Consider the following 26537-nt stretch of genomic DNA (forward strand, 5'->3'; position numbering starts at 1 on the left):
CGGATATGCCGGGGTCGTCGGCCGCAACCCGGTGCGCCAGTGCGCTCAGCCGCGGGGTGCGGCCGCCGGGACTGCCGGGCCGCAGCTCGTACGAGGCCTTGTCGCCGACGAGTTGCCGCCGCCCCGCGTTGTACGGCGCGGACAGCAGGTCGTCGAGCGGCACCTCGGCCGCGTCCCCGTACCAGGCCTCGCGGTCGGCCATGGCGAGCTTGCAGCCCTCGACCAGCAGATGGACGTACTCCTCGGAGCCGTACGGGGGCAGCTCGGGCGGGAGCAGGGCGAGCTGCTGGAGGAGGGCCGGGCCCTGGCTCCAGGGGCCGGCCTTGCACAGGGTCCAGCCGTTCCAGTCGTAGGTCACCGGTGTCTCGTAGGACGCGGACCAGCCCGCCAGGTCGGCGGCCGCGAGGGTGCCGGTGTGGTGCTCGCCGCTGGTGTCCAGGGTGGGCCGCCGCGCCTGCCGTACCAGCGCCTCGGCGACGAAACCGGTGCGCCACACCTCGCGCGCCGCCTCGATCTGCGCCTCCCGGCCGCCCGCCCCCGCGACCTCCGTGAGCAGCCGTTCCCAGGTGGCGGCGAGGGCGGGGTTGCGGAAGAGCTCACCGGGCCGCGGGGCCCGCCCGCCCGGGAGATAGACGTCCGCCGACGAGGTCCACTCGGTCTCGAACAGGTCCCGGACGGTCTCGACGGTCGCGCCGACCTTGTCCACGGGCGCGTGCCCGTCGCGGGCGTAGCCGATGGCGTACTTCAGGACGTCCGCCAGATGCCTGGTGCCGTGGTCGCGCAGCAACAGCATCCAGGCGTCGAACGCGCCGGGGACGGCGGCGGCCAGCGGCCCGGTTCCGGGGACGAGATCCAGGCCGAGTCCCCGGTAGTGCGCGACGGTGGCCGCGGCCGGTGCGACGCCCTGCCCGCACAGCACCCGCACCTCGCCGTCCGCGGGGGCGAGCAGGATCGGCACCTCGCCCGCGGGCCCGTTCAGGTGCGGCTCGACGACGTGCAGCACGAAGGCGCCGGCCACGGCGGCGTCGTAGGCGTTGCCGCCGTCCTCCAGCACGGCCATCGCGGACTGCGAGGCGAGCCAGTGGGTGGACGACACCATGCCGAAGGTGCCCTGAAGGGTGGGTCGGGTGGTGAACATGGGCCCCTCGTCTCGATGTCCGCGCGCGACGGCCGAGGCGGTCCGCACCGTGGGCCCGTACCCGGAGGACTCCGGGGAGCTCGGGCCGCGGCCGCCCCGTCCACTCCCCCGCGAGTCTATCGACGCGCCGCGCCGCCACCGGAGGTGCCGTCCGCCGCGTCCCCGGTGCCCGGCGGCCACCTGACCCGACCCGATCCGGCCACCCGTCCCGGCCTCGCCGACCCCCTTGGTCCCGCCGTCCGATCCGGGCCCGCCGCCGGCCCCGGTCCCGCCGTCCGATCCGGTCCGGTCCGGGCGCCCGCCCGGATCCCGTCGTCCCGGTGCTCGCCCCCCGGACCGTGTCGGCCTGTTCGGCACCTTCAACACCCTTGTCTGACAAGCCCGTTCGGGGAGCGGTCCGGCCGAGGGGTTCGGCGGCGCCGCCGTCCCGCGCCGCAGCCGGGGGACAAATCGCCGCACACGTCTCAGGAGTTACCGGTTGCTGTGACCGTTCGTGTACGCAGCGAGTTCACACTTCCACCCCACAGACAGACGTGTGACACTGGCGTCCCGTTCGCAGTGTGGACCCCCCTCCGCACCCACCCCCACGAGAAGTGCGCCTTGCGTTCACTGCCCCTGCCGCTCGCCCTCACCGCGCGTCTGTCGCCGGTCGTCGTGCTCGCCGCCGCCGGCTGGTCGCTGACGTCCGGACCGTTCGCGCCGACGCCGACGGCCGGGCAGGAGTCGGCCTCGACGACGCCCGGCTCGTCCGCCTCCGGCTCCTCCTCGACGGACGGATCCGGGTCGGGGTCCGGATCGGGTTCGGGGTCCGGTTCGGGTGCTGCCGTGAAGGCGTACGCCGCCGCCCCCACGCCGTGCACGAGCGTGGCCGTGAAGACGATCGAGTCGCTGGTGCCGGGGGCCAAGACGGACGGCAAGGAGATCCCCTCGACGGACACGAAGGCCCGCCGCACCTGCTCCTGGAACGCGCTGAAGGGGTTCGACTACCGGTGGCTCGACGTCTCCTTCGAGATCCTGGACTCGGAGCAGGCGGCGGAGAAGACGTACAAGGAGCGGATGACGGAGAAGAGCGGCGGCGGGGCCGTGCCCGGTCTCGGTGACGCCGCGTACTCGATCGTGAACCTCACCACCGAGGACAAGCAGCAGACACGCGAGGGCGAGGTGATCGTCCGCTCGTCGAACGCGCTGGTGGTCGTCACCTACAACGGCAGCGACTTCGAGACGAAGAAGGCGCCGGGCACGGACGAGATCAACAAGGGCGCGATCAAGGCGGCCAAGGACGCGATGACGACGCTGGCGGGCAGCGCGAAGAGCTGAGTCCCGGCCGCCCGCCCGCCGTGTGTCAGACCGTGTCCCGCTGCCGTCCGCTCAGCAGCATCAGGGCCACGTAGAGCACCATCGAGGTGCCGAGGCCGACCGCCCAGCCGTAGTCCGCGAGGGGTTCCAGCGCCGGGACGGGCCGCCCGTCGATCAGGGGCTTGAAGCTCGCGCCGCCGATCGCCAGGACACCGCCGACCGCGAAGGCGACGACGGCCCGCCAGTTCCAGCCGCCGTCGTACCAGTAGCGGCCGCCCGTGGTGTACAGGTCGGTGAGATCGAGCCGGCCGCGGCGCAGGATCCAGTAGTCGGCGATGAGGATGCCGGCGACCGTGCCGAGCAGCCCGCCGACCAGGCCGAGCCAGGTGAAGATGTAGCCCTGCGGGTCGGAGTACAGCTTCCAGGGGAAGATCAGCACGCCGAGCACGCAGGTGGCCAGGGCACCGGTGCGGAAGCTGATCCGGCGGGGCGCGATGTTGGAGAAGTCGAAGGCCGGGGAGACCAGGTTGGCCGCGATGTTCACGGACAGGGTCGCCACCAGTACCGTGACCAGCGCGTAGAGCAGGCCCACGACGTTGTCGGTCTTGGCGGCCAGCTGTACCGGGTCCCAGACCGCCTCGCCGTAGACGGCCTGCGAGCCGGAGGTGACCAGCACCGACAGGAACGCGAACAGGGTCATGGTCGTGGGCAGGCCGAGCGCCTGGCCCCAGGTCTGCGCCTTCTGGCTTCTGCCGTAGCGGGTGAAGTCGGGGATGTTCAGCGACAGCGTGGACCAGAAGCCGATCATGCCCATGAGCGAGGGGGCGAACAGCTTCCAGAAGTCGGCGCCCCAGCCCAGCTTCGACGGCTGGTCGAAGAGCGGGCCGAGGCCGCCCGCCTTGCTGCTCATCCACCACAGCATCACGAACGCGCCGACGAGCACGAAGGGCGCCGCCCAGTTCTCGAAGCGGCGGATCGTCTCCATGCCCCGGTAGATGACGGCGACCTGGATCGCCCAGAAGATCGCGAACGACAGCCACATGGTCCAGGGATGGCCGCCGAACTGCGAGGCGTCGGCCCAGCTGTCGCCGACGAGCTTCCCGGCGAGGAAGAAGATCGCCTCGCCGCCGATCCAGGTCTGGATGCCGAACCAGCCGCAGGCCACCAACGCTCGTACGACGGCGGGGAGGTTGGCGCCGCGCACCCCGAAGGAGGCGCGGGCGAAGACCGGGAAGGGGATGCCGTACTTCGGTCCCGCGTGCCCGGTCAGCAGCATCGGCACCAGCACGATCAGATTCGCCAGGGCGATGGTGAGCACCGCCTGCTTCCAGTCCATGCCGACCGCGATGAGACCGGAGGCGAGCGTCCAGGAGGCCGTGTTGTGGGCCATGCCGACCCACAGCGCGGAGAAGTTGTACGTGGTCCAGGTGCGCTTCTCGACGGGGACCGGCAGCAGGTCCTCGTTGGCGTACGGGCCACTGGGCGGCGGCGAGCCGGGGGCGAGTTCCACCCGGCCGTCGGGGAGGGTGACTTGGGAGGTCGGCGGTATGTCCGCGGAGGCGATGTCGGTCATGGGCAGGCCAATCGGGGAGACGGGACGGGAGAGGCCGTGCGGGTGATGCCGAGGGGGGTGCGCCCCGAAGACGAGCTCGCTCGGAGTGCCCTGGGCCCCCTTCCCGGAACGGCGGGAAGGGGGAGTTCACAAGAAGGGTCAGCCGTTGAGGGCCGGGATCACCCTCGATCCGTAGGCGTCGATCACGGCTTCCTGCGCGTCGTGCATGTCGTAGACGGCGAACTGGTCGACGCCCAGGGCGCGCAGCGCGTCCAGCTTCTCGATGTGCTTCTCGACCGGGCCGATCAGGCAGAACCGGTCGACGATCTCGTCGGGCACGAACTGGGTGTCGGGGTTGCCGGCGCGCCCGTGGTGCGCGTAGTCGTAGCCCTCGCGTGCCTTGATGTAGTCGGTGAGTTCGTCGGGGACGGCCGCCGAGTGCTCGCCGTACTTGGCGACCAGGTCGGCGACGTGGTTGCCGACCATCCCGCCGAACCAGCGGCACTCGTCGCGCGCGTGGGCGAGTGCCTCGGGCGAGTCGTCCTCGGTGACGTAGGCGGGGGCGGCGACGCAGATCTTCACCTCGGACGGGTCGCGCCCGGCGGCGACGGCCGCGTCCCGCACCGCCTTGACCATGTACTCGGTGAGGTAGAGGTCGGCGAGCTGGAGGATGAACCCGTCGGCCTCCTCACCGGTCATCTTCAGCGCCCTGGGGCCGTACGCGGCCATCCAGACCGGGAGTTCGGCGCCCGGCCTGATCCACGGGAACTTCACGACCGTACCGCCGAGGTCGGCCTCCTCGCCGCGGCCCAGCGCGCGGATGACCTTCATCGCCTCGCTTATACGGGCGAGGGTGTTGGGCTTGCGGCCCGCGACCCGCATCGCGGAGTCGCCGCGGCCGATGCCGCACACCGTGCGGTTGCCGAACATGTCGTTGAGGGTGGCGAAGGTGGAGGCGGTGACCTCCCAGGTGCGGGTGCCGGGGTTGGTGACCATCGGGCCGACCGTCAGCTTCGACGTGGCGGCGAGGATCTGGCTGTAGATGACGAACGGCTCCTGCCACAGCACGGCGGAGTCGAAGGTCCAGCCGTACGTGAAGCCGTTGCGCTCGGCACGCTTCATCAGGCTGATGACCCGCGAGGCGGGCGGGTCCGTCTGCAGGACGAGTCCGAAGTCCATGGGCGCCACTCCTAGTTGAGGTACTGACAGGTGGAGCGGGGCGTATAGACCCCGTGGCCGGCGTGCCCGGTGTACTCCCGCTCGTCGATGACGACCCGGCCGCGCGAGAGGACCGTCTCGACCCGGCCGGTCAGGCGCCTGCCCTCGTAGGCCGAGTAGTCGACGTTCATGTGGTGCGTCGCGGCGGAGACGACCTGCTCGGCGTGCGGGTCGTAGACGACCACGTCGGCGTCGGCGCCCGGGGCGATGGTGCCCTTCTTCGGGTACATGCCGAACATCCGGGCCGGGGTGGCGCAGGCGATCTCGATCCAGCGGCGGCGGGAGATGTGCCCGTCGACGACGGCCTGGTGGAGCAGGTCCATCCGGTTCTCCACGCCCGGCAGACCGTTGGGGATCTTGGAGAAGTCGCCTCGGCCGAGCTCCTTCTGGCCCTCGAAGCAGAACGGGCAGTGGTCGGTGGAGACCACCTGGAGGTCGTTGGTGCGCAGGCCCCTCCAGAGCGCCGCCTGGTGCTCCTTGGGGCGCAGGGGCGTGCTGCACACGTACTTGGCGCCCTCGAAGTCGGGCTCCGCGAGGTTGTCGGTGGACAGGAACAGGTACTGCGGGCAGGTCTCGCCGAAGACGTTCAGGCCCTCGTCACGGGCCCGGGCCAGCTCGGCGACGGCCTCCGTGGCCGAGACGTGCACGACGTACAGCGGGGCGCCCGCGACCTGCGCGAGCCGGATGGCGCGATGGGTGGCCTCGGCCTCCAGGAGCGCCTTGCGGACCTCGCCGTGGTAACGGGGGTCGGTCTCCCCGCGCGCCAGGGCCTGTTCGACCAGGACGTCGATGGCGATGCCGTTCTCGGCGTGCATCATGATCAGTCCGCCGTTCTCGGCGGAGCGCTGCATGGCGCGCAGGATCTGGCCGTCGTCGCTGTAGAAGACGCCGGGGTAGGCCATGAACTGCTTGAAGGAGGTGACGCCCTCCTCGACCAGCAGGTCCATCTCCTTGAGCGTCTCCGGGTTCACATCGGAGACGATCATGTGGAAGCCGTAGTCGATGGCGCAGTTGCCCTCGGCCTTGGCGTGCCAGGCGTCCAGGCCCTCGCGCAGGGAGTGCCCGACGCTCTGCACGGCGAAGTCGACGATCGTCGTGGTGCCGCCCCAGGCGGCGGCCCGGGTGCCGGTCTCGAAGGTGTCGGAGGCGAAGGTGCCGCCGAACGGCAGCTCCATGTGGGTGTGGGCGTCGACCCCGCCCGGGATCACGTACTTCCCGGTGGCGTCGATCACCCGCTCGGCCGTCCAGGCCTGGGCGGCCGGGGTGCCGGAGGCGGCGAGGGCGGCGATCCGGCCGTCCTCGATCAGTACGTCGGCGTGGATCTCGTCGGACGCGGTGATGACGAGGCCACCACGGATGACGGTACGGCTGCTCATGCTCCCTCTCCTGCCGTGTTCAACTCAGCTGTCGTACGGGTCGGTCGGTGCCGCCGGTCCGCTCCGCACCGGCCCGGCGGCACCGCTGCTTTCCTGCGGCTCGATCCGCCGGACAGGCCTTAGGGAGCGGTCAGCGGCTCGTACGCGTCGGGGCGACGGTCGCGGTAGAACTGCCAGCGGTCGCGCACCTCGCGCAGCGTCGCCAGGTCGAGGTCGCGGACGACGAGTTCGGTCTCCTTGTCGCCGGCCGGCTCGCCCACGAACCGGGCCTCGGGGTCGACGAAGTAGGACGTGCCGTAGAAGTCGTTGTCGCCGAGTTCCTCGACGCCGACCCGGTTGATGGCGCCGACGAAGTACTCGTTGGCGACGGCCGCGGCCGGCTGTTCCAGCTGCCACAGGTACCCGGACAGGCCGCGCGAGGTGGCCGACGGGTTGAAGACGATCTCGGCACCCGCGAGGCCCAGGGCGCGCCAGCCCTCCGGGAAGTGCCGGTCGTAGCAGATGTAGACGCCGATCCGGCCCACGGCGGTGTCGAAGACCGGCCAGCCGCTGTTGCCGGGCCGGAAGTAGAACTTCTCCCAGAAGCCGGGCACTTGCGGGATGTGGTGCTTGCGGTACTTGCCGAGGTACGTGCCGTCCGCGTCGATCACGGCGGCGGTGTTGTAGAGGACGCCGGGCTGCTCCTCCTCGTACATCGGCAGGATCAGGACGATGCCGAGTTCGCGGGCGAGTGCCTGGAAGCGCTGCACGATGGGGCCGTCGGGGATCCGCTCGGCGTACTCGTAGAACGCCTTGTCCTGGACCTGGCAGAAGTACGGTCCGTAGAACAGCTCCTGGAAGCAGAGGATCTGTGCTCCCTGCGCGGCCGCGTCCCGGGCCGCCTGTTCGTGCACCCGGATCATCGACTCCTTGTCGCCGGTCCAGGCGGTCTGGAAGAGGGCGGCGCGGATCACTCTGCTCATCGGGACCTCCGGTCGCTCGGGGTGCTGGGGCGGACGCCGGGGGTGCCGTCGTCCGCCCTTGGAGCGTAGGAAGTCCCTGCGACGGCTTTGAGTTGCACCGTGTCACGTCTGCGGGCGCGTGGCGTGCCACCGTGTCACACCTTCGTCGACCCATGTTTCACCGCCGTTTTCCCAGGTGGTCGCCTGTTTCAGCGCTGTTGCGCGTCGTGCGCCAGCAGCGCGATGTGCACCGAGGCCGCCTGCTCGAAGTCGTCGAGGTCCACGCCGAGCCGCGCCCGTATCGCCTCCAGCCGGCGGTACAGCGCGGGTCGGGAGACATGGTGGAGCTGGGCGGTGCGGGACTTGTTGCGGCCGGTGGCGAGATAGGTCCGCAGCACCGACAGCAGGTCCTCGTCGGCCTCGCGCAGCAGCCCGTCCAACTCCCGCTCCGCGAAGGACTGCACCTGGGGGTCGTCGCGCAACAGGCGGATCAGGCCGCGCAGGTGGACGTCGCGCAGCCGGACCACGGCAGGCAGGTCGAGGACGGAGGCCGAGTCGGCGACCGCCTCGGCCACGTGCCGGGCCTCGCGCAGTCCGGCGGGTACGTCGTCCCAGGCGGTGCGGCCGTCGGCCGCGGCGACGACCGTGCGGGCGGCGGACTCCGTACGCAGCCGGGCCGCGAAGTGCGCCGCGAGCACCTCGGCGTCCTGGTCGCGGGCCAGGCTCAGCAGGACGGCGGTGGATCTGCCGGTCAGCTCGGCGACCAGGCCCGGCATCCCCAGCAGGCGCAGGATCCGGTCGAGCCGGCCGGGGTCGCCGTCGCGCACGACCAGCGGGACGAAGGTGCGCCGGTTGACCGGCAGCCCGGCCGCCCGCGCCCGCGGCAGCAGCTGTCTGGCCGGTACGACCTCGCTGATCAGGTCGGTCAGCAGGCTCTGCGCGGACTGCTCCTCCCAGCTGTGGGCGGAACCGCCGCCGAGCATGCGGTGCAGCACGAGGGCCTCGGCGGCCCGGTCGGCGAGCAGCCGCCCGGTGGCGGCGTCACCGCGGTAGCCGCACAGCACGATGCCGCCCCACCGTTCCCCGCGCCCGCCGAGTTCGGCGCGGACCCAGCCGTCTCCCTCGCCGCGGCCGGCCTGGCGCGAGATGCGCTCCCAGTCGCGCAGCACGTCGTCCACGGCCGGCCGCTCGCCCGCGGTGGCCAGCACCCGGTGGGCGAGGTTGGTGACGACGACGGGACAGCCGCTGTGCTGGGCGATCTCGTCGAGCAAGGCTTGCAGTGGGGCGCCCGCAGTGATGAGGCCGGTCAGGGCGGTGCGGACGGCTTCGGAGAGGCTGACGGCGGCGAACTTGCGCCGCACCAGGCGGGACTGGACCTCCTCCGTCAGCTCGGCGAAGGGGAAGGGCCGGTGGAGCACCACCATGGGCAGTCCGCAGCGTTCGGCGGCGCGGCGCATGACGTCCGGCGGGGCCGGGAAGGCGCGGCCGAGTCCGAGGACGACGGCCGCGGCCTCGGCGCGGTGCAGGGAACGGATGTACTCCGCCTGGAGGTCCTCGTCGCCGGCCAGCAGCACCCCGGTGGTCAGGACCATCTCGCCGCCGCTGAGCATCACGCCGACGTCGGCGGCCTCGGCGACGTGCACCCAGCGCACGGGCCGGTCGAGCTGGCCCGCGCCGGCCACCACCTCGGGCTCCCCGGCGAGCACCCGCTCCAGGGTGAGGACCTGACGGACCGACAGGACGGGTTCCAGGACGGTGGTCATGGTGGTGTTCCCTTGCTGTGGTGTTACCGAATGCCGGTCACCGGCGAGCCGGTCACCCCCTGCCCGTGACCGGCTCGCGGCGACCGGACGTGCGTCACCGGGTGTCCGTCACGCGATGCCGCGCAGAGCGCTCTCCAGGATCGCGGCGCCCTCCTCGGCCTCCGCGACGGTCAGGGACATCGGCGGCGCGATCCGCAGGGCGCTGGTGTTGTGGCCGCCGCCCTTGCCGACGAGCAGTCCGCCCTCCCGGGCCGCTTCGAGCACGGCCGAGGCGGCCTGCGGATCGGCCTCGTCCGTACCGGGTCTGACCAGTTCGATGCCGATCATCAGGCCCCGGCCGCGCACCTCCCGCACCCACGGAAGCTGCGCGCCGACGGCCCGCAGCCGTTCGATGAGCAGTCCGCCGACCCGCCGGGCGTTGCCCTGGAGGTCGTGTTCGAGGAGGTAGCCGAGGTTGGCGAGGCCGGCCGCCATGGTGAGCTGGGTACCGCCGAACGTCGAGATGCTGTTGGCGTCCAGGCAGTTCATGATGTCGGCGCCGGCGATGACACCGCCGATGGAGGTGCCGTTGCCGATGCCCTTGGCGAAGGTGACGATGTCCGGCGGGCCGCTGCGGGCGTGCGCCTGCCAGCCCCAGAAGTTCTCGCCCGTACGGCCCCAGCCGGTCTGCACCTCGTCGGCGATCCACAGGACGCCCCGCTGCTTGAGCACCTCTCGGAAGGCCGCGTACAGGCCGTCGGGCGGCGAGGTGAAGCCGCCGACGCCCTGGATGGGCTCGGCGATCAGGGCGGCGGGCGGGCGGATGTGGCCCAGCAGGTCCGTGAGGTCGTCCACGCAGGCGGCGACGAAGGCGTCGTCGTCGAGATGCGCGAACGGTCCCCGGGTGCGCACCCCGCCGTGGACGTACAGCGTCTGGAGCGGGGACAGGGAGGTCGGGGACCAGCCGCGGTTGCCGGTGACGCCGACCGTGCTGAAGGACCGGCCGTGGTAGCTGTTGCGCATCGCCAGGACGGTGTTGCTGCGCCGGTAGGTGGTGGCGAGCAGCAGGGCTGTGTCGTTGGCCTCGGTGCCGGAGGTGGTGAAGAACACCCGGGCATTCGGGATCGCGCTCAACTTGGCGATCCGTTCGGCCAGTTCCACCATCGGCCGGTTGAGGTAGAGCGTGGAGGAGTGGATGATCCGGCCGGCCTGCTCACTGACCGCCTTGGTGACCTCGGGCAGCGCGTGCGCGGTCATCGTGGTCAGGATGCCGCCGAAGAAGTCCAGGTAGCGGTTGCCGTCGGCGTCCCAGACGTGCCGTCCCTCGCCGTGGGTGATCTCCAGCGGCTCCTCGTAGTAGAGCGCGAGCCAGTCCGGCAGGACGTTGCGGTGGCGTGCGTAGAGGTCGTTCACGGCTGGACCAGTCCCTCGTAGGCGTCGGGCCTGCGGTCCCGGTAGAAGGCCCACTGCTGCCGGACCTCCTCGATCAGGTCGAAGTCGAGGTCGCGGACGACCAGTTCCTCCTTGGTGTCGCTGGCGACATCGCCGACGAACTGGCCGCGCGGGCTGACGAAGTAACTCGTGCCGTAGAAGTCGTTGTCGCCGTACTCCTCCTGGCCGACGCGGTTGATCGCGGCGACGAAGTACTCGTTGGCGACGGCGGCCGCGGGCTGTTCCAGCTGCCAGAGGTAGGCGGACAGGCCGCGTGAGGTGGCCGACGGGTTGTAGACCAGCTGGGCGCCGTTCAGGCCGAGTTGGCGCCACCCCTCCGGGAAGTGGCGGTCGTAGCAGATGTAGACGCCGATCCTGCCGACCGCCGTGTCGAAGACCGGCCAGCCCGCGTTGCCGGGTTTGAAGTAGTACTTCTCCCAGAAGCCCTTGACCTGCGGGATGTGGTGCTTGCGGTACTTGCCCAGGAAGGTGCCGTCGGCGTCGATCACGGCCGCGGTGTTGTAGTAGAAGCCGGACTGCTCGATCTCGAAGACCGGTACGACGATCACCATGCCGGTCTCGCGGGCGAGTTCCTGCATACGACGCACGGTCGGCCCGTCCGGGACCGGTTCGGCCCAGCGGTAGTGCTCCGGTTCCTGCACCTGACAGAAGTAGGGGGCGTTGAAGACTTCCTGGAACCCGATGACCTGGGCACCCTGCCGGGCCGCCTCGCGCGCGTGTTCCTCGTGTTTCGCCACCATGGACTCGGTGTCGCCGGTCCAGGTGGCCTGAACCAGCGCGGCTCGAACGACGTTGGCCATGAGCTGCTCCTTCGACGGGACGTCAGAGCCTCTACGCCCGTAGACGCAGGCCGTAGAGGGACGAACGTAAGCCTCCAGGACGGGCTTGCCAAGACCATCGTCGTTAACCCGCTGAGTCGATCGCGTTTCACACTCCGGTGGGTGAGCCGCTGGGCCGTCCGGGTGGCCCGGACGGCGGATCCCGCCTCGGCCGGATGGCGGATCCCGCCTCGCGCGGGCGGTCGATCCTGTCGCCCCTGGACCGTTCGTCCCGCAGGCCTCAGACGGTGAACCCGGCCACCCGCAGCGCGTGCACCACGTCCCAGTGGCGTTCGTCCGAGACGCCCAGGGCCGCCTCCAGCAGCAGCGGTACGAGCCTCTGCGGGTCCGGCCCGACGCACCGGGCCGCCTCCTCGGGGGTACGGACGCGTACATACGCGTCCAGCAGCGCGCGCACCTCACGGCGGGCGCCCGCCCCGGCCAGCGCGAGCACGGCCTCGCCTATCTCGGCGGCCGGGCGGGCGACGCCCGGGCGCAGGATCTGCTCGCCGTCGCCGGTGCGGCCCGCCCCGGTCAGGGCGTCGGCGGCGGCGACCACCCGGCCGGCCGGCAGCGAGGCGGCCTCCCACAGCAGCGTCGCCCAGTCGGCGCCGAGCGCGGCCCGCTGGAGCTCGTCCGCGAGCAGCGGGAAGCGGTTGGCGGGCCAGTGCGCGATCTCCACCAGCAGGGCGTGCGCCTCGCCGCTGCGCCCCTCGGCCCGCAGCCGTACCAGCCGCCCCACCGTCTCGGCGGCCTCCCGCCCGGCCGCCGCGTCCGGCGACCCCGCGGCCGGCTTCGGCTCCGTCCGCCGCACCGCCTCGGTGACCCGCGCGAAACGCGCACCGCGCGGGGTACGGCCGGAGGCCTCCGGCCGGGGCGGTGCCACGTCCGGCGGTACGACCGCGGGGGCGGTCTCCTCCTCGACCATCCCGGCGAACCGGGCACTGCCGCGGCGCCGCTTGCGCTGCTTGGCGGGGACGGGGTCGGGGGCGGGGGCAGGCACCGGAACGGCGGGAGCGGGCTCCCGGGCGCCGGGCACGGGGGTGCCGGTCACGGGGGTGCCGTCCGCGGGGGCGTGGGCGCGGGTGCTGGTGTGATCCGTGGCCGTCGCGGACCCGGGCGCGGGTACGTGGGTGTGGCCCGCGGCCGCCGCGGACCGGAACGCGGGGGTGCCGTCCGCGGACACGGCCCCGGGAGCGGAGGGACCGCCCCCGGCCGCCGCGGACCCGGACCCGGAGGAGTCGTACGCGCCCGCCAGCGGCCCGGACCCGGACGAGTCGTACGCAGCCGCCGCGGACCCGGACAAGGAAGAGTCGTACGCAGCCGCCGCGGACCCGGACAAGGAAGAGTCGTACGCAGCCCCCGACCCGGACCCGGACGAGTCGTACGCAGCCGCCGCCGACCCGGACCCCGGCCCGGACGAGTCGTACGCGCCCGCCGCCGACCCGGACCCGGACCCGGACGCGTCGTACCGGGGGCGGCCGGCGGCGAAGCCGTCGTAGGTGCCGCCGGCGCTGCGTCCCGGGCCCATGGAGCCGCGGCCGCCGGGCTCACGGGGCTCACGGGGCTCCGGGCGGCCGGGCCGGCCGTCCGGTCCCCGCCGGTCCGACTGCGCCATGCGGGCGCGGAGTTCGGCGCACCGCGCGGAGACGCGCTCGTGGTCGTCGCGGGCCCAGGCGAGGTCGAGGCGGACCGTGTCGGCCTCCTCCGGGGTGGTGGCGGAGGCCAGCAACCGGCCGAGTTCGGACTGCCGTTCGGCGGTGAACCGCTGCTCGCGGAGCATCTCGTCGAGCCGGTCCCCGAGGGCCGCCCGGCCGCCGGGCCGGGCGTCGTGCGCGGCGAGCGCGGCGGCGTGCAGGGCACGGGCCCTTTCATGCTCCGGCCCGGCGGCCTCGGGTCCGTACGCGGCGGCCAGGTCGTGCAGCAGCGCCTCCACGACGTCCCAGGGCGGCACTTCACGCCCTTCGAGACAGGCCCGCATACCGTCGGGGTCACGCTCCCAGAAGACCGCGCACCAGCCGCCGCCCTGGTCCAGGCGGGCCAGCAGGCCGTCCAGGTACGTCGAGAACTCCCGCACCCGGACCGAGAGTTGATCCACCGTCATCGCCCAACTCCTGCCAGACCGGAACACTCCGCCTGGCAGGAAACACCACCTGTGTTACGGGACGGCTACGAGGAGTTTTCGGAGTGGCCGCAGCGATCTCAACGGTCCCGCGCCCCGGCGGTGACCCCGGCCCCCGAGACCCCCGGGATCCCCGAGGCCCCCAGTGCCTCCGCGACGCCGAGGGCGCCGAGCCCGCCGGTCCCGGCGAGCCCGTCGAGGGTCTCCAGGGCGTCGGCCGGGGCGCACCGCCCGACCAGTTCGTCCATCGACAGCCCGAGCGCGCGGGCCAGGGCGGCCACGGTGAAGAACGCCGGGGTCGGCGCGCGGCCGGTCTCGATCTTGCGGAGAGTCTCGGCGGAGATGCCCGCACTCGCCGCCACGGACGTCATGCTCCGGTCGCCGCGGGCCTCGCGCAGCAGCCTGCCGAGCCGCTCGCCGCGCTCTCGCTCTTCGGGGGTCAGCGGGGTACGTACCATGCCGTCATTCTAATACCGGTATAGTAATTGGCATGGTGGAGCTGAAAACCGATACATCGATCGACGCGATGCACCTGGCCGGCCAGGTCGTCGCCAGGGCACTCACGGCCGTGCAGGAGGCGGCGGAGGTGGGCGTCTCCCTGCTCGAACTCGACGCGCTGGCGCGTGAGGTGCTGCGCGAGGCGGGCGCGACCTCGCCCTTCCTCGGCTACCGGCCCTCCTTCGCGCCCACCCCGTTCCCCGGCGTGATCTGCGCGTCGGTGAACGACGCGATCGTGCACGGCATCCCGGACGGCTACCGGCTGCGCGACGGCGACCTGCTCTCCGTCGACTTCGGCGCCGAACTCGGCGGCTGGGTGGGCGACTCCGCGGTCAGCTTCACCGTGGGCACCCCGCGCCCGCAGGACACCAGGCTGATCGCGACCGCTGAGCAGGCGCTGGCCGCGGGCATCGAGGCGGCCGTGGTCGGCAACCGCATCGGGGACATCGCGCACGCGATCGGCTCGGTGTGCCGCGCCGCCGGATACGGCATCCCGGACGGCTTCGGCGGCCATGGCATCGGGCGCCGTATGCACGAGGACCCGGGCGTGCCGAACGAGGGCCGTCCCGGCCGCGGCCTGCCGCTGCGCCGCGGGATGGTCCTGGCGATCGAGCCCATGCTGGTGGCGAGCGGCCGGGACGGCTATCACGCGGCCGCCGACGGCTGGACCCTGCGCACGAACGACGGCTCCCGTGCGGCCCACGTCGAGCACACCGTGGCGATCACCGAGGCCGGCCCGCGCGTCCTGACCGCCCGCTGACCGCCGCCCGCCGGAACCCCGGCACACCGGCCCCCCACTCCCCCGCCGACGCCGGCCGGATCGCCGTACCGCGCACCGGACCGGCGCCGCCGCGGGCCGCATCCCGCCGCGCCGCGGCCCCGGAGGGGCGCCCGCGGTGCGCGGCGCCGAGCGGCGCGCCGTGCTGGAGGTGCTGCGAGGCAACGATCGTGCGATCGTGTTCTACGAGTACCAGGGCTGTGTGCGCACGGCCGAGCGCCCGCTGCGGCCGGCCTCCGACCTGGTGCCGGACGGGATCGAGTACACCTGGCCCGCCGTCGTGGTGGGCCGCCCGGCGGCAGCGTACGTGAGGGACGCGCCGCGGGCGTAGGCCGGCCGAGTCCGGGCACCCGCGTTCGGACATGCACGTCGATCAGCGAGCGCGTCCCGCGTGCTTCCCCCGGTCCACCGGATTTCCGCGCGGGCCGGAAGATCTTCTCGGGACGCCGGAACGGAACGCCATGACCAGCGGCTTCACGGGACCGGAAGGAAACGGCCCGGACCCCTTCGGAGATTTCCTCGCACGCTTCTTCGCCGGACCGCGCTCCGGTCCCCGGCAGATCGACATCGGCCGGCTGCTGAGTCAGCCGGCCCGGGAGCTGGTGCGCGGCGCCGCCCAGTACGCCGCCGAGCACGGCAGCCGGGACCTGGACACCCAGCATCTGCTGCGGGCCGCGCTGTCCGCCGAACCCACCCGGAGCCTGCTCAGCCGCTCCGGCGCCGACCCCGACTCCCTGGCGACGGAGATCGACCAGCGCTCCGGGCCGGTGCAGCAGGAGCCGGGCCAGGCCCTGACGCCGACCTCGCTGTCCCTGACCCCGGCCGTCAAGCGGGCCCTGCTGGACGCGCACGAGCTGGCCCGCTCCAGCGGCGCCGGTTACATCGGCCCCGAACACGTGCTCGGGGCACTGGCGGCGAACCCCGACTCGGCCGCCGGGCACATCCTGAACTCGGCCCACTTCGCCCCCACCGGCCTGCCGCCCGAGGAGCACGGCGCGACCCAGCAGCTTCCCGAGCGCCCCCGGCCCACGGCGACCCCGACCCTGGACAAGTACGGGCGTGACCTCACCGATCTGGCCCGGCAGGGCCGGATCGACCCGGTGATCGGACGGGACGACGAGATCGAGCAGACCATCGAGGTGCTCTCCCGGCGCGGCAAGAACAATCCGGTGCTCATCGGTGACGCGGGCGTCGGCAAGACGGCGGTCGTGGAGGGGCTCGCGCAGCGGATCTCCGAGGGGGACGTGCCGGACGGGCTCACCGGCCGCCGTGTGGTCGCCCTGGACCTGACCGGCGTGGTCGCCGGCACCCGCTTCCGCGGCGACTTCGAGGAGCGGATGAACAACATCGTCAACGAGATCCGCGCGCACTCCGACGAACTGATCGTCTTCATCGACGAGCTGCACACGGTCGTCGGCGCGGGCGGCGGTGGCGAGGGCGGCACGATGGACGCGGGCAACATCCTCAAGCCGGCCCTGGCCCGCGGCGAGCTGCACATCGTGGGCGCCACCACGCTGGAGGAGTACCGGCGGATCGAGAAGGACGCGGCGCTGGCCCGCCGCTTCCAGCCGATCATGGTGCCGGAGCCGACGGTGCTGGACGCGATCGAGATCCTGCGCGGGCTGCGTGACCGTTACGAGGCCCACCACCAGGTCCGCTACACCGACGAGGCGCTGGTGGCGGCCGTGGAGCTGTCCGACCGCTATCTCACCGACCGCAGGCTGCCCGACAAGGCCATCGACCTGATCGACCAGGCCGGTGCCCGGGTACGGCTCGGCGCCCGCACCAAGGGCACCGACGTACGGGCGATGGAGCGCGAGGTCGAGCAGCTCGTCCGGGACAAGGACCAGGCGGTCGCCGACGAGCAGTACGAGCAGGCCACCCAGATCCGGGACCGGATCGGCACGCTGCGGCAGCAGATCGCCGAGAGCAGCGGCGAGGACACGGCCGACGAGGGGCAGGACCTGGAGGTGACGGCCGAGGCCATCGCCGAGGTGGTGTCCCGGCGGACGGGCATCCCGGTCAGCCGACTCACCCAGGCGGAGAAGGAACGCCTCCTCGGGCTGGAGAAGCATCTGCACCAGCGGGTGATCGGCCAGGAGGAGGCGGTCGCCGCGGTCTCCGATGCGGTCATGCGCTCGCGCGCCGGGCTGTCCAGTCCCGACCGGCCGATCGGCAGCTTCCTGTTCCTCGGCCCGACCGGAGTCGGCAAGACGGAGCTGGCCCGCGCGCTCGCCGAGGCGCTGTTCGGCAGCGAGGAGCGGATGGTCCGGCTCGACATGAGCGAGTACCAGGAGCGGCACACGGTCAGCCGGCTGGTCGGCGCCCCGCCCGGCTACGTCGGTCACGAGGAGGCCGGCCAGCTCACCGAGGTGGTGCGCCGGCACCCGTACTCGCTGCTCCTGCTGGACGAGATCGAGAAGGCGCACCCGGATGTCTTCAACATCCTGCTCCAGGTGCTGGACGACGGCCGGCTCACCGATTCCCAGGGCCGCACGGTCGACTTCACCAACACGGTGATCGTGATGACGAGCAACCTCGGCTCGGAGGCCATCGTCCGGCGCGGCGCGGGCATCGGGTTCGGGTCGGGCGGGGCCGGGGCCGACGAGGAGGCGCGCCGCGAGCAGATCCTGCGGCCGCTGCGTGAGCACTTCCGGCCGGAGTTCATCAACCGCATCGACGAGATCGTCGTCTTCCAGCAGCTCACCACCGACCAGCTGCGGAAGATCACCGACCTGCTGCTGGAGAAGACCCGCAGGCTGCTGCACGCGCAGGACATGGAGGTCGAGTTCACCGACGCGGCCGTCGACTGGCTGGCGAGCCGCGGCTACCAGCCCGAGTACGGCGCCCGGCCGCTGCGCCGCACCATCCAGCGCGAGGTCGACAACCAGCTGTCCCGGCTGCTCCTGGACGGCCGGATCGCACCGGGCAGCGAGGTGACGGTGGACGAGGCGGACGGCCGGCTCACCTTCCGCACCGAGACCATGCCGCCCACCCCCGCGTCCTGAACACCCGGGACGCGAAGGCGGGTCGGACAAGGCCTGCCTGGTGGGCCGGAGGCCTAGTGGACCGGGTCCACGACCATCGCGGAGCCGCCGCCGCGCCGTACGGTCTCGGTGGCGGCCCGCCACTGGCCGTTCGGCAGGCGTTGGACGCCGGTCGCGGCGCCGATCTCCGGGTTGAGCTTGAAGCTGTGCCCGATGGCCTCCAGCCGGGTCCTCAACGCGCTGTCGTAGAGGGCCGGTTCGAGTTCGGTCTGGGCGGCGTTGCGCTGGCTGGCGCGGGGGGCGGCGATCGCGTCGACGAGGGGCAGGCCGCGGTCGAGGAACTCGGTGAGGGTCTGGAGCACGGTGGTGATGATGGACGCGCCACCGGGTGAACCGAGCGCCACGACGGGCCTGTTGTGCCGGTCGAGCACGATCGTCGGGGAGATGGAGGAGCGCGGCCGCTTGCCCGGACCCGGCAGGTTCGGGTCGTGCACGGCCGGGTTGGCCGGGGCGAAGGAGAAGTCCGTCAGTTCGTTGTTGAGCAGGAAGCCCCGGCCGGGGACGGTGATGCCGCTGCCGCCGGTCTGCTCGATGGTGAGGGTGTAGGCGACGACGTTGCCCCACTTGTCGGCGACCGTGAGATGCGTGGTGTTCTCGCCCTCGTACGTCGTCGGGGCCGCGGTGCCTGGGCCGGCGCAGGCCGCCGGGTGCCGCGGGTCGCCGGGTGCCAGGGGGCTGGTGAGGACGGCGGTGTCCTTGATGAGGCACGCGCGCGAGTCGGCGTAGCGCTGCGAGAGCAGTTCCTTGGTCGGTACGTCCTCGAAGGCGGGGTCGCCGACCCAGCGCCCGCGGTCGGCGAACGCGATCCGGCTCGCCTCGATGAAGTGGTGCAGGTACTGGACCTCGCTCGCCCTGGACAGGTCGGTGCGCTCCAGGATGTTCAGGGCCTCGCCGACCGTGGTGCCGCCGGAGGAGGAGGGCGCTATGGAGTACACGCCGAGCCCACGGTACGAAGTCCGGGTGGGCGCCTGGAGTTTGGCGCGGTAGGCGGCGAGGTCCTTGGCCGACAGGCGGCCGGGCCGGGCGTTCCAGCCGGAACCGGGGTCCACGGGCGGCTTGTTGACGGTGTTCAGGACGTCCTTGCCGAGGTCGCCGCGGTAGAGCGCGTCGACGCCCTTGCGGCCCAGTTCCTCGTAGGTGCGGGCGAGGTCGGGGTTCTTGAACGTGGAACCGACCACGGGCAGTTTGCCGCCGGGCAGGAACAGCCGTGCGGTGTCGGGGAAGTAGCGGAACCGGGTCTCGTTGCCGGCGGTCTGGGTGCGGAAGGTGTCGTCGACCGTGAAGCCGTCGCGGGCGATGCGCTCGGCGGGCTGGAGGACCGTGCCGAGCTTTCTTGTGCCCCACTTGTCCAGTGCCGTCGCCCAGGTGGCGGGCGTGCCGGGGGTGCCGACGCTCAGTCCGCTGGTGACGGCGTCGGCGAAGGCGAGCGGTGTGCCGTTCTCCGTGAAGAGGCCGGAGTCGGCGCTCAGCGGGGCGGTCTCGCGGCCGTCGATGGTGTGCACGGTGCGGGACTTGGCGTCGTAGTAGACGAAGTAACCGCCTCCGCCGATGCCGGAGGAGTAGGGCTCGGTGACGCCGAGTGCGGCCGCGGTGGCGACGGCCGCGTCGACCGCGTTGCCGCCCTTCTTCAGCACCGCGATGCCGGCGGCCGAGGCGTCCGCGTCGACGCTGGCCACGGCGCCGCCGTAGCCGACGGCGACCGGGACCTTGGCCGTCGTGGCACCCCCGGCGGGCGCGTTCTCGGCCGTCGTGGCGCTCCCGGTGGCGGGCGGTGCCGCCGCGCCCACCGACACCACGGCGGCCGAGACCGCAAGGACCGCCAGTTTCCGCGTGACAAGGCGACGCATCCGCACCTCCAGCGAGTGGACCGTTCGCGCAGCGTAGCCACAATTGTCCCGGCCTCAACAGTCTCATTTCGGCTGCTCCGGCGCGAACGGTACGCATCGAACACCGGTACGTACCAACCGCTCGGGCCGCCGGCGAGCCCGCTAGCATGCGCGCACATGACAGACGACCTGCTCCTCATCGTCCCCGGCGTGGCGGCGGCCGGCCTCGGCGTCGCCCTCGGGTGGCTGACCCGTACCCAGCTCTGGAAGCGAAGGCTGCGGCGCAAGCAGGCCTTCTTCGGACTGCCCGACAACTCCGAGTCGTTGCTCGTGGTCAACCGCGAGGCGGGCGGCCCCGAGCTGACCGTGCTGCGCCACGACGTGTTCGCGCTGCTCGAACTGGCCGCGCTCATCAAGGACTGCAACGCCAACGCCCAGATCGTCGCGCACGACGCGGCCCAGCAGGGGTTCGGGGAGCGCACCGAGTTCTGCGTGGGCGGTCCCGCCTCCAACCGCCGGATGGCCGCCCATCTGAGCTCGCTGCTGCCGGGGGTGCGGGTCGACGTCGACGCCGAGCCCGGTCCCGAGCGCGGCGCCTTCCGGATAGGCGAGGAGAAGTACCTGCTGGATTCGGGCAAGAGCGAGTACGTACTGCTCGCGCGGCTCACCGCGGGCCAACGCCGGGAGGCCCGCCCGGTGTTCCTCTTCTGCGGCCAGCGCGCCATCACCAACCAGGCCGCGGCCCGCTATCTGGCACGCAACCACGAGCGGCTGGCCCGCAAGCACGGCGGCGCCTCCTTCGCCCTGCTGCTGCGGGTGGTCAACTCCCAGGCGTACGGCCCCGACGTCGTCGAGCTCGTCGCCGACGTGACCCGTGCCGCCCAGACCCCGCCGCCCGCCCCGGACCCCGCCCTCGAGCCCAAGCCGGACCCCAAGCCGCGGACGAGGTCCCCCCGGAGCACGCCTCGCGCCTCCTGAGTCCGCCTCGCGAGTCCGCGAGTCCACCCCGCGCCAGAAATCTTTACTCATGCGTAACTTACCGACGGGTTACCTCCAGTAAGGAAAGGCGGTTACCGTCGGGTCACTTTGCTGTGTCGCGCGTGAGGAGTGACCCATGGGCCGAACGGGCGCGGAGCGCTTACGAGCAGGAGGGCGGCAGTCGCCGGGCGGCCGTCCGCGCACGGCCCTGCGTACGATCACCGTGGGTGCCCTGTCGGCGACCCTGATCGCCGGCGGCGTCCTCGGGCTCGTCCCCGCCGCTCAGGCGGCCGACGGCCGCGTCCGCTACGTCGACATCACCGGCGACGGCGGCATCGTCCTGAAGGCGAACGTCGTCACCCCCGCGGGCTCCGACGGCACCCGCCGCTATCCGCTGATCGTGCTGCCCACGAGCTGGGGCCTTCCCCAGATCGAGTACCTGGCCCAGGCGCAGCGGCTCGCCGACTCCGGCTACGTCGTCCTCACCTACAACGTACGCGGCTTCTGGCAGTCCGGCGGCGAGATAGAGGTGGCCGGTCCCTCCGACACCGCCGACGCGTCCCGGGTGATCGACTGGGCCCTCGCCCACACCCCCGCCGACGCCGGGCACATCGGCATGGCGGGCGTCTCCTACGGCGCCGGCATCAGCCTGCTCGCCGCCGCGCACGATCCGCGGATCAAGGCCGTCGCCGCGCTCAGCGGCTGGGCCGACCTGATCGACTCGATCTACTCCGGCCGCACCCAGCACGTCCAGGCCACCGCCCTGCTGGACGTCGCCGGCGCGACCACCGGCCGCGAGAGCGCCGAGGCCCGGCAGGTCTTCGACGACTTCTACTCCTCGAACCTGGCCCGCGAACAGGACCTCCTCGCCTGGGGCAGGCAGCGCTCGCCCGCCACCTACCTGGACCGGCTCAACGCCAACGGCCCGGCCGTCATGCTCGCCAACGCCTGGGGCGACACCATCTTCCCGGCCAACCAGTACGCCGACTTCTACGAGAAGCTGACCGGACCCAAGCGGCTGGAGTTCCGCCCGGGCGACCACGCCACCGCCGAACTCACCGGACTGTTCGGCCTGCCCAACGACGTGTGGACCGACACCGGACGCTGGTTCGACCACTACCTCAAGGGCGCCGACAACGGCATCGACCGCGAACAGCCCGTCGAGCTCAAGTCCCGTTCCACCGGCGGCTACGAGGGCTATCCGGACTGGAAGTCGGTGGGCGCCGCCAACCGCAAGTTCGCCCTGGCCGGCACCACCACGATCCACACGAACGTCGACTCCGGGGCGGACGGCGGGATCGTCCTGCTGTCGAGCCTGCTCGACCAGGTCGCCCGGGTCCCCCCGATGGCGTGGATCCCCCTGCTGCCCCGCCGTTGGGCGGCCGTCTGGCAGTCGGAGAGGTACGCCACCGCCCAGCGGGTGCGCGGCACCGCCCGGCTGCACACCACGCTCACCCCGACCAGGGAGAGCGGCACCCTCGTCGCGTACCTGTACGACGTGGGGCCGCTCGGCCTGGGCAGGCTGGTCAGCAACGCGCCGTACACCTTCCACGGGCGCACCCCGGGCCGGCCGTTCGGCCTCGACCTGGACCTGTTCTCCACGGCCTACGACGTCCCGGCAGGACACCGGCTCGCCCTGGTCGTCGACACGGTCGACCCGCTCTACATCGAGCACAACCCGTCCGGCGCGCAACTGACCTTCTCCTCGCCGGCGGACGACCCGTCGTACGTGTCGGTACCGCTGCGCGAGCAGTGATCTCCGGCCGCGGCCGGGCGGGTATGGCTCTGCGCGCTGCCGCCCCCTACGGTCGGGGAGCCGTGGGGGGTTCCCCACCCGGCAGCGGTGTCCCGGGGCCGGCCGCGGTCAGCTCCACGGCCCGTGTCTTGGGACTGCGCCGCTCCCACCGGGACACCCGGCCGGCGAACCAGGAGAGCAGCATGCACATTCCGATGTAGATCGGCGAGATCACCATCACCACCGGGATGAACGGCAAATCGTAGTCGAGGTTCGAGGCGATGAGTTTTCCGGCGTGGAGAAACTCCTCGTAGGTGATGAGGTAGCCGAGGGAGGTGTCCTTCAGCGCCACCACCAACTGGCTGATGATGGCGGGCAGCATGGCCCGCACCGCCTGGGGCACCAGGACATGGACCATGACCTGTGTCTTGCGCATCCCGAGCGCGAACGCGGCTTCCCGCTGGCCGCGCTCCACGGCGTTGACGCCCGAACGGAACACCTCGGCGAGCACCGAGCCGTTGTAGAGCGTCAGTCCGGCGACGAGGGCGGTCAGCGGCTGCGCCCGCAGCGCCACGAAGATGAAGAAGATCATCACCAGTACGGGCATGGCCCGGAAGAACTCCACGACGACCGTGGCGAGCACGCGCAGCGACCGGTGCTCCGACAGCCGGCCGGCCGCCAGCACCCCGCCGAGCACCAGCGAGAACGCGGCCGCCAGGGCGAAGGCCCTGAGCGTGTTGCCGAGACCGCGCAGCAGCATCTCCTGGATCCCCTTGTAGGCGAAGGGCATCCACTTCGTGTACGTGAACTGCTCGGTGTCGAAGAGGAGATACAGGATCCAGGCCAGCAGGCCGAGGATGACGGCGGCGGCCACGACCGAGTAGATCCGGTGCCGCCGCCGGGTCCGGGGTCCCGGTACGTCGTAGAGGGCGGTGGCGGTGGCGGGTGTCAACGGGCGACTCCCCACTTCTTCTCCAGCGCGTTGAAGAGCGCGCTGATGGCGAACGTGATGATCAGGTAGCCGACGGCGATCCAGACGAACGTCCAGACGATGTTGTAGCCGAGCTCGCTGAGCGTCTTGTAGGTGCCGAGCAGCTCGGTGACGCTGAACGCGCCCGCGATCGCGGAGTTCTTGGCGAGCGCGATGAGGGTGGAGCCGACCGGTGGGATCACCGAGCGGAACGCCTGCGGCAGGACGACCAGGTTCAGGGTCTGCGTGAAGCTCATCCCGAGGCTGCGGGCCGCCTCGCCCTGTCCCGTGGGCACGGTGTTGATGCCGGATCTCAGCGCCTCGCAGATGAACGCCGAGGTGTAGCAGCCCAGGGCCAGGACGGCGAACACCTCGAAGGGCAGGACGACGCCGAACCGGGGCAGTCCCAGCAGTACCGCGAAGAACAGCAGGGTCAGCGGGGTGTTGCGCAGCACGGTCACCCACGCCGTGCCGAAGACCCGCAGCGAGCGCACCGGCGCGACCCGGAAGGAGGCCATGACGAAGCCGAGGAGCAGGGCCAGCACCGAGGAGTAGACGGTGAGTTCGAGGGTGCCGAGGAAACCCTCGGCGTAGAGGGAGAAGTTGTCGATCAGAACGTTCATGTACCGGCCTGGTAGCGGTCGATCGGGGGCGGGGTCGGCGCGGGCACTCCGGACAGGCCGAGCGTGGCCTCGTACGCCTTCTTCCAGTCGCCGTTCCTCTCACGGGCCTCCAACGCGTCGTCGAGGGCGAGGCGCAGGGCGTTGTCGCCGTGCGGGACGCCGATGCCGTAGGGCTCCTCGGAGAAGGGCCTGCCGACCACCTTGAGTTCGTCGGGCGCCTTCGCCGCGTAGCCGATGAGGATCGCGTCGTCGGTGGTGACGGCGTCGACCTGGTAGGTGAGCAGGTTGTCGACGCAGACGGAGTAGGTGTCGTAGGCGACGAGGACCGCCTTCGGATAGTTCTCCTTGATGCGCTGGTACGGGGTCGAACCGGCAGCCGAGCAGACGCGCTTGCCGTCGAGGTCCTGCGGGCCGTGGATGTCCTTCTCGTCGGCGCGCACCAGCAGCGACTGCCCGGCCAGGTAGTAGGGCCCGGCGAAGCCGACGAGTTTCTTGCGGTTGTCGTTGATGGTGTAGGTGCCGACGTAGTAATCGATCTGGCCGTTCTGCAGAGCGGTCTCGCGGTTCGCGGAGGCGATCGTCCTGAAGTGGATCCTGGCGGGGTCGAAGCCGAGGGAGGCCGCCGTCATCTTGGCGATCTCGATGTCGAAGCCGGAGTAGGTGCCGGTCGCCGGGTCCTTCTCGCCGAGGTAGGGCTGGTCCTCCTTGACGCCGACGACGAGGTACCCGCGCTTCTTCGCCCGGTTCCAGGTCGGGGAGTCGGGCAGCCGGAAGTCCTCCGCCACCGCGTAGTGCGGAAGCCGCTCGGGCGCGGGCCCCTTGCCCGGCGGGCTGCCCTCCTTGCCGCAGGCGGCGAGGAGGAGGGCCGTCAGCACGGCCAGGACGGCGGACACACGTGTGCTGCGGAATGTGGTGCGGAACATGCGACGCGCTCCCCGCTCAGTGCTTGAGGATCTTGGACAGGAAGTCCTTGGCGCGGTCGGTGCGCGGGGCGGTGAAGAACTCCTCCGGGGGGCGGTCCTCGACGATGCGGCCGTCGGCCATGAACACCACGCGGTTGGCGGCCGAGCGGGCGAAGCCCATCTCGTGGGTGACGACGACCATGGTCATGCCGTCCCGGGCGAGCTGCCGCATGACCTCCAGCACCTCGTTGATCATCTCGGGGTCGAGGGCCGAGGTCGGCTCGTCGAACAGCAGGGCCTTGGGCGTCATGGCCAGGGCGCGGGCGATGGCCACCCGCTGCTGCTGGCCGCCGGAGAGCTGGGCGGGGTACTTGGGCGCCTGGGCGGCGAGGCCGACGCGGTCGAGGAGTTCGAGCGAGCGCCTGTCGGCCGCCTCCCGGCCGCGCTTGCGGACCTTGATCTGTGCCAGGGAGACGTTCTGGAGGACGGTCTTGTGGGCGAAGAGGTTGAACGACTGGAAGACCATGCCGACGTCGGCGCGCAGCCGGGCGAGGGCCCTGCCCTCCTCGGGCAGCGGCCTGCCGTCCAGCCTGATCGTCCCGGACTCGACCGGCTCCAGCCGGTTGATCGCCCGGCACAGGGTCGACTTGCCCGACCCGGACGGGCCGATGACGACGACCACTTCCCCCTTGCCGACGGTGAGGTGGATGTCGCGCAGAACGTGCAGCTCCCCGAAGTGCTTGTTGACGCCGTGCAGCTCGATCAACGGATCGACAGCCATGCCCACCGGTACTCACCCTCAGCCGTTTCATGGTCGCCGCAAACTATCCAGCCGACGATCAAGCCCCGGCACGACACGCACCTTTCCGGCATAAGCCGTATTTACGGTGCTCGACCGCTCACGGCTGTGCACGGCCCGGCCCTTCCCGCCCTCCGCCCGGAGAGCGGGCGGGAAAGGCCGGGCAGGATCTACGCCTCGGCCACCTCCGCGTACAGCTGGGACAGTTCGGGCACCCCGCTCGCGGCCCACTCGTGCCCGGCGGTCACCACGTCGAACTCCCGGCCGGAGGCGAGCCGTATGACCGGCTGCCCGCCCGGCCACACCTCCCAGACGGCGCCCGGCACGGTGCGCACGATGACGGTGCCCAGATACAGCCCCGCGTCGTTGCCCAGCCAGGGCAGCACTTCGTCGTCGTCGCGCCAGCGTGGCACCAGTTGGTCGAGCGCCTCCAACGAGGCGGCGGAATCGTCGAGTTGGACGCCCTCCTGGGACGCCTGCGAGCGCAGCAGCTCACACTCGGACAGAAGTTCGGCGACCCCCTCGGGGTCGGCGGAGAACGTCGCACCGTCGCTCTTCTTGCGCCGGTTGCCCAGGAAAGGGATGTTCATACGTCCAGCGTGTCATTCGCACCCGCGTGCGCACCACAGGCGCGCGCGACCGCTCGTCCCGGTACTTTTCACCACGCCTGCGTGCATGGCGCGTTGACCATGGTCGGCGGTGTCCCTAACTTCACCGTGCGTATGC

General features: G+C 71.8%; 21 protein-coding genes and 1 pseudogene. 6 read left to right on the forward strand and 16 right to left on the reverse strand.

Annotated features, from left to right (window positions below):
• A partial coding sequence (locus ABT085_RS03790) for a gamma-glutamyltransferase (protein ID WP_351601525.1) occupies window positions 1-1138 on the reverse strand: 1138 nt, incomplete at its 3' end.
• A 600-nt stretch (window positions 1139-1738) separates the two neighbouring features.
• On the opposite strand from ABT085_RS03790, the gene ABT085_RS03795 reads away from it, so the two are divergent.
• Window positions 1739-2455 (forward strand): hypothetical protein, encoded by a 717-nt coding sequence (locus ABT085_RS03795; protein WP_351601528.1) that lies wholly within the window; start codon window positions 1739-1741, stop codon window positions 2453-2455.
• 25 nt (window positions 2456-2480) lie between these two features.
• Here the strand turns inward: ABT085_RS03795 and ABT085_RS03800 are convergent, their stop codons facing one another.
• The 9 genes and pseudogenes from ABT085_RS03800 to ABT085_RS03840 all read right to left on the reverse strand — a co-directional run.
• A complete protein-coding gene (locus ABT085_RS03800; RefSeq protein ID WP_351601531.1) occupies window positions 2481-4007 on the reverse strand; it encodes an NCS1 family nucleobase:cation symporter-1 in 1527 nt (508 codons plus the stop codon).
• 138 nt (window positions 4008-4145) lie between these two features.
• Window positions 4146-5165 (reverse strand): TIGR03842 family LLM class F420-dependent oxidoreductase, encoded by a 1020-nt coding sequence (locus tag ABT085_RS03805; protein ID WP_351601534.1) that lies wholly within the window; start codon window positions 5163-5165, stop codon window positions 4146-4148.
• 11 nt (window positions 5166-5176) lie between these two features.
• Window positions 5177-6580 carry a dihydropyrimidinase gene (hydA, locus tag ABT085_RS03810; RefSeq protein WP_351601537.1) on the reverse strand — a complete coding sequence of 468 codons (1404 nt, stop codon included), beginning with the start codon at window positions 6578-6580 and terminating at the stop codon, window positions 5177-5179.
• A 119-nt stretch (window positions 6581-6699) separates the two neighbouring features.
• A complete protein-coding gene (locus ABT085_RS03815; RefSeq protein WP_351601540.1) occupies window positions 6700-7542 on the reverse strand; it encodes a nitrilase-related carbon-nitrogen hydrolase in 843 nt (280 codons plus the stop codon).
• A gap of 188 nt (window positions 7543-7730) precedes the next feature.
• Entirely contained in the window at window positions 7731-9284 is a 1554-nt protein-coding gene (locus tag ABT085_RS03820) for a PucR family transcriptional regulator (protein ID WP_351601543.1), read from the reverse strand.
• Between the two features lie 108 nt (window positions 9285-9392).
• Entirely contained in the window at window positions 9393-10676 is a 1284-nt protein-coding gene (locus tag ABT085_RS03825) for an aspartate aminotransferase family protein (protein WP_351601551.1), read from the reverse strand.
• Complete coding sequence (locus ABT085_RS03830) at window positions 10673-11515, reverse strand: nitrilase-related carbon-nitrogen hydrolase (RefSeq protein ID WP_152893441.1); 843 nt, start codon at window positions 11513-11515, stop codon at window positions 10673-10675. The genes ABT085_RS03825 and ABT085_RS03830 overlap by 4 nt, the downstream gene beginning before the upstream one ends.
• Window positions 11516-11774: 259 nt before the next feature.
• Window positions 11775-13637, reverse strand: a complete 1863-nt coding sequence (locus ABT085_RS03835) for a hypothetical protein (RefSeq protein ID WP_351601554.1) — start codon at window positions 13635-13637, stop codon at window positions 11775-11777.
• Between the two features lie 233 nt (window positions 13638-13870).
• A pseudogene (locus tag ABT085_RS03840) lies at window positions 13871-14113 on the reverse strand (helix-turn-helix domain-containing protein); the annotation flags it as partial.
• Window positions 14114-14145: 32 nt separating this feature from the next.
• Between ABT085_RS03840 and map the strand changes: the two are divergent.
• The 3 genes from map (at window position 14146) to ABT085_RS03855 (ending at window position 17939) form a co-directional block, all read left to right on the forward strand.
• A complete protein-coding gene (gene map / locus ABT085_RS03845; RefSeq protein WP_351601557.1) occupies window positions 14146-14913 on the forward strand; it encodes a type I methionyl aminopeptidase in 768 nt (255 codons plus the stop codon).
• A 136-nt stretch (window positions 14914-15049) separates the two neighbouring features.
• Window positions 15050-15262, forward strand: coding sequence for a hypothetical protein (locus ABT085_RS03850; RefSeq protein WP_351601560.1), 213 nt, complete (start codon window positions 15050-15052; stop codon window positions 15260-15262).
• A 130-nt stretch (window positions 15263-15392) separates the two neighbouring features.
• A complete protein-coding gene (locus ABT085_RS03855) occupies window positions 15393-17939 on the forward strand; it encodes an ATP-dependent Clp protease ATP-binding subunit (RefSeq protein WP_351601563.1) in 2547 nt (848 codons plus the stop codon).
• 53 nt (window positions 17940-17992) lie between these two features.
• Here ABT085_RS03855 and ggt read toward each other — a convergent pair whose 3' ends face one another.
• Entirely contained in the window at window positions 17993-19825 is a 1833-nt protein-coding gene (ggt, locus tag ABT085_RS03860) for a gamma-glutamyltransferase (protein ID WP_351601566.1), read from the reverse strand.
• Window positions 19826-19981: 156 nt separating this feature from the next.
• Between ggt and ABT085_RS03865 the strand changes: the two genes are divergently transcribed.
• Both ABT085_RS03865 and ABT085_RS03870 read left to right on the forward strand, forming a co-directional pair.
• Complete coding sequence (locus ABT085_RS03865; protein WP_351601569.1) at window positions 19982-20782, forward strand: hypothetical protein; 801 nt, start codon at window positions 19982-19984, stop codon at window positions 20780-20782.
• 136 nt (window positions 20783-20918) lie between these two features.
• Entirely contained in the window at window positions 20919-22538 is a 1620-nt protein-coding gene (locus tag ABT085_RS03870) for a CocE/NonD family hydrolase (protein ID WP_351601572.1), read from the forward strand.
• A 46-nt stretch (window positions 22539-22584) separates the two neighbouring features.
• Here the strand turns inward: ABT085_RS03870 and ABT085_RS03875 are convergent, their stop codons facing one another.
• The 5 genes from ABT085_RS03875 to ABT085_RS03895 all read right to left on the reverse strand — a co-directional run bounded on the left by ABT085_RS03875 (window position 22585) and on the right by ABT085_RS03895 (window position 26401).
• A complete protein-coding gene (locus ABT085_RS03875; RefSeq protein ID WP_351601574.1) occupies window positions 22585-23469 on the reverse strand; it encodes an amino acid ABC transporter permease in 885 nt (294 codons plus the stop codon).
• Window positions 23466-24110 (reverse strand): amino acid ABC transporter permease, encoded by a 645-nt coding sequence (locus tag ABT085_RS03880; protein ID WP_351601577.1) that lies wholly within the window; start codon window positions 24108-24110, stop codon window positions 23466-23468. Before ABT085_RS03880 ends, ABT085_RS03875 begins: the two co-directional genes overlap by 4 nt.
• On the reverse strand, window positions 24107-25033 hold the full coding sequence (locus ABT085_RS03885) for a glutamate ABC transporter substrate-binding protein (protein WP_351601580.1): 927 nt from the start codon (window positions 25031-25033) through the stop codon (window positions 24107-24109). The genes ABT085_RS03880 and ABT085_RS03885 overlap by 4 nt, the downstream gene beginning before the upstream one ends.
• Window positions 25034-25049: 16 nt before the next feature.
• Entirely contained in the window at window positions 25050-25793 is a 744-nt protein-coding gene (locus ABT085_RS03890) for an amino acid ABC transporter ATP-binding protein (protein WP_351601583.1), read from the reverse strand.
• A gap of 188 nt (window positions 25794-25981) precedes the next feature.
• Window positions 25982-26401 carry a DUF6278 family protein gene (locus tag ABT085_RS03895; RefSeq protein ID WP_351601586.1) on the reverse strand — a complete coding sequence of 140 codons (420 nt, stop codon included), beginning with the start codon at window positions 26399-26401 and terminating at the stop codon, window positions 25982-25984.
• Between the last annotated feature and the right edge of the window lie 136 nt (window positions 26402-26537).

This window comes from Streptomyces sp. NPDC002265, assembly GCF_040296125.1.
Taxonomy (GTDB): Bacteria; Actinomycetota; Actinomycetes; order Streptomycetales; family Streptomycetaceae; genus Streptomyces.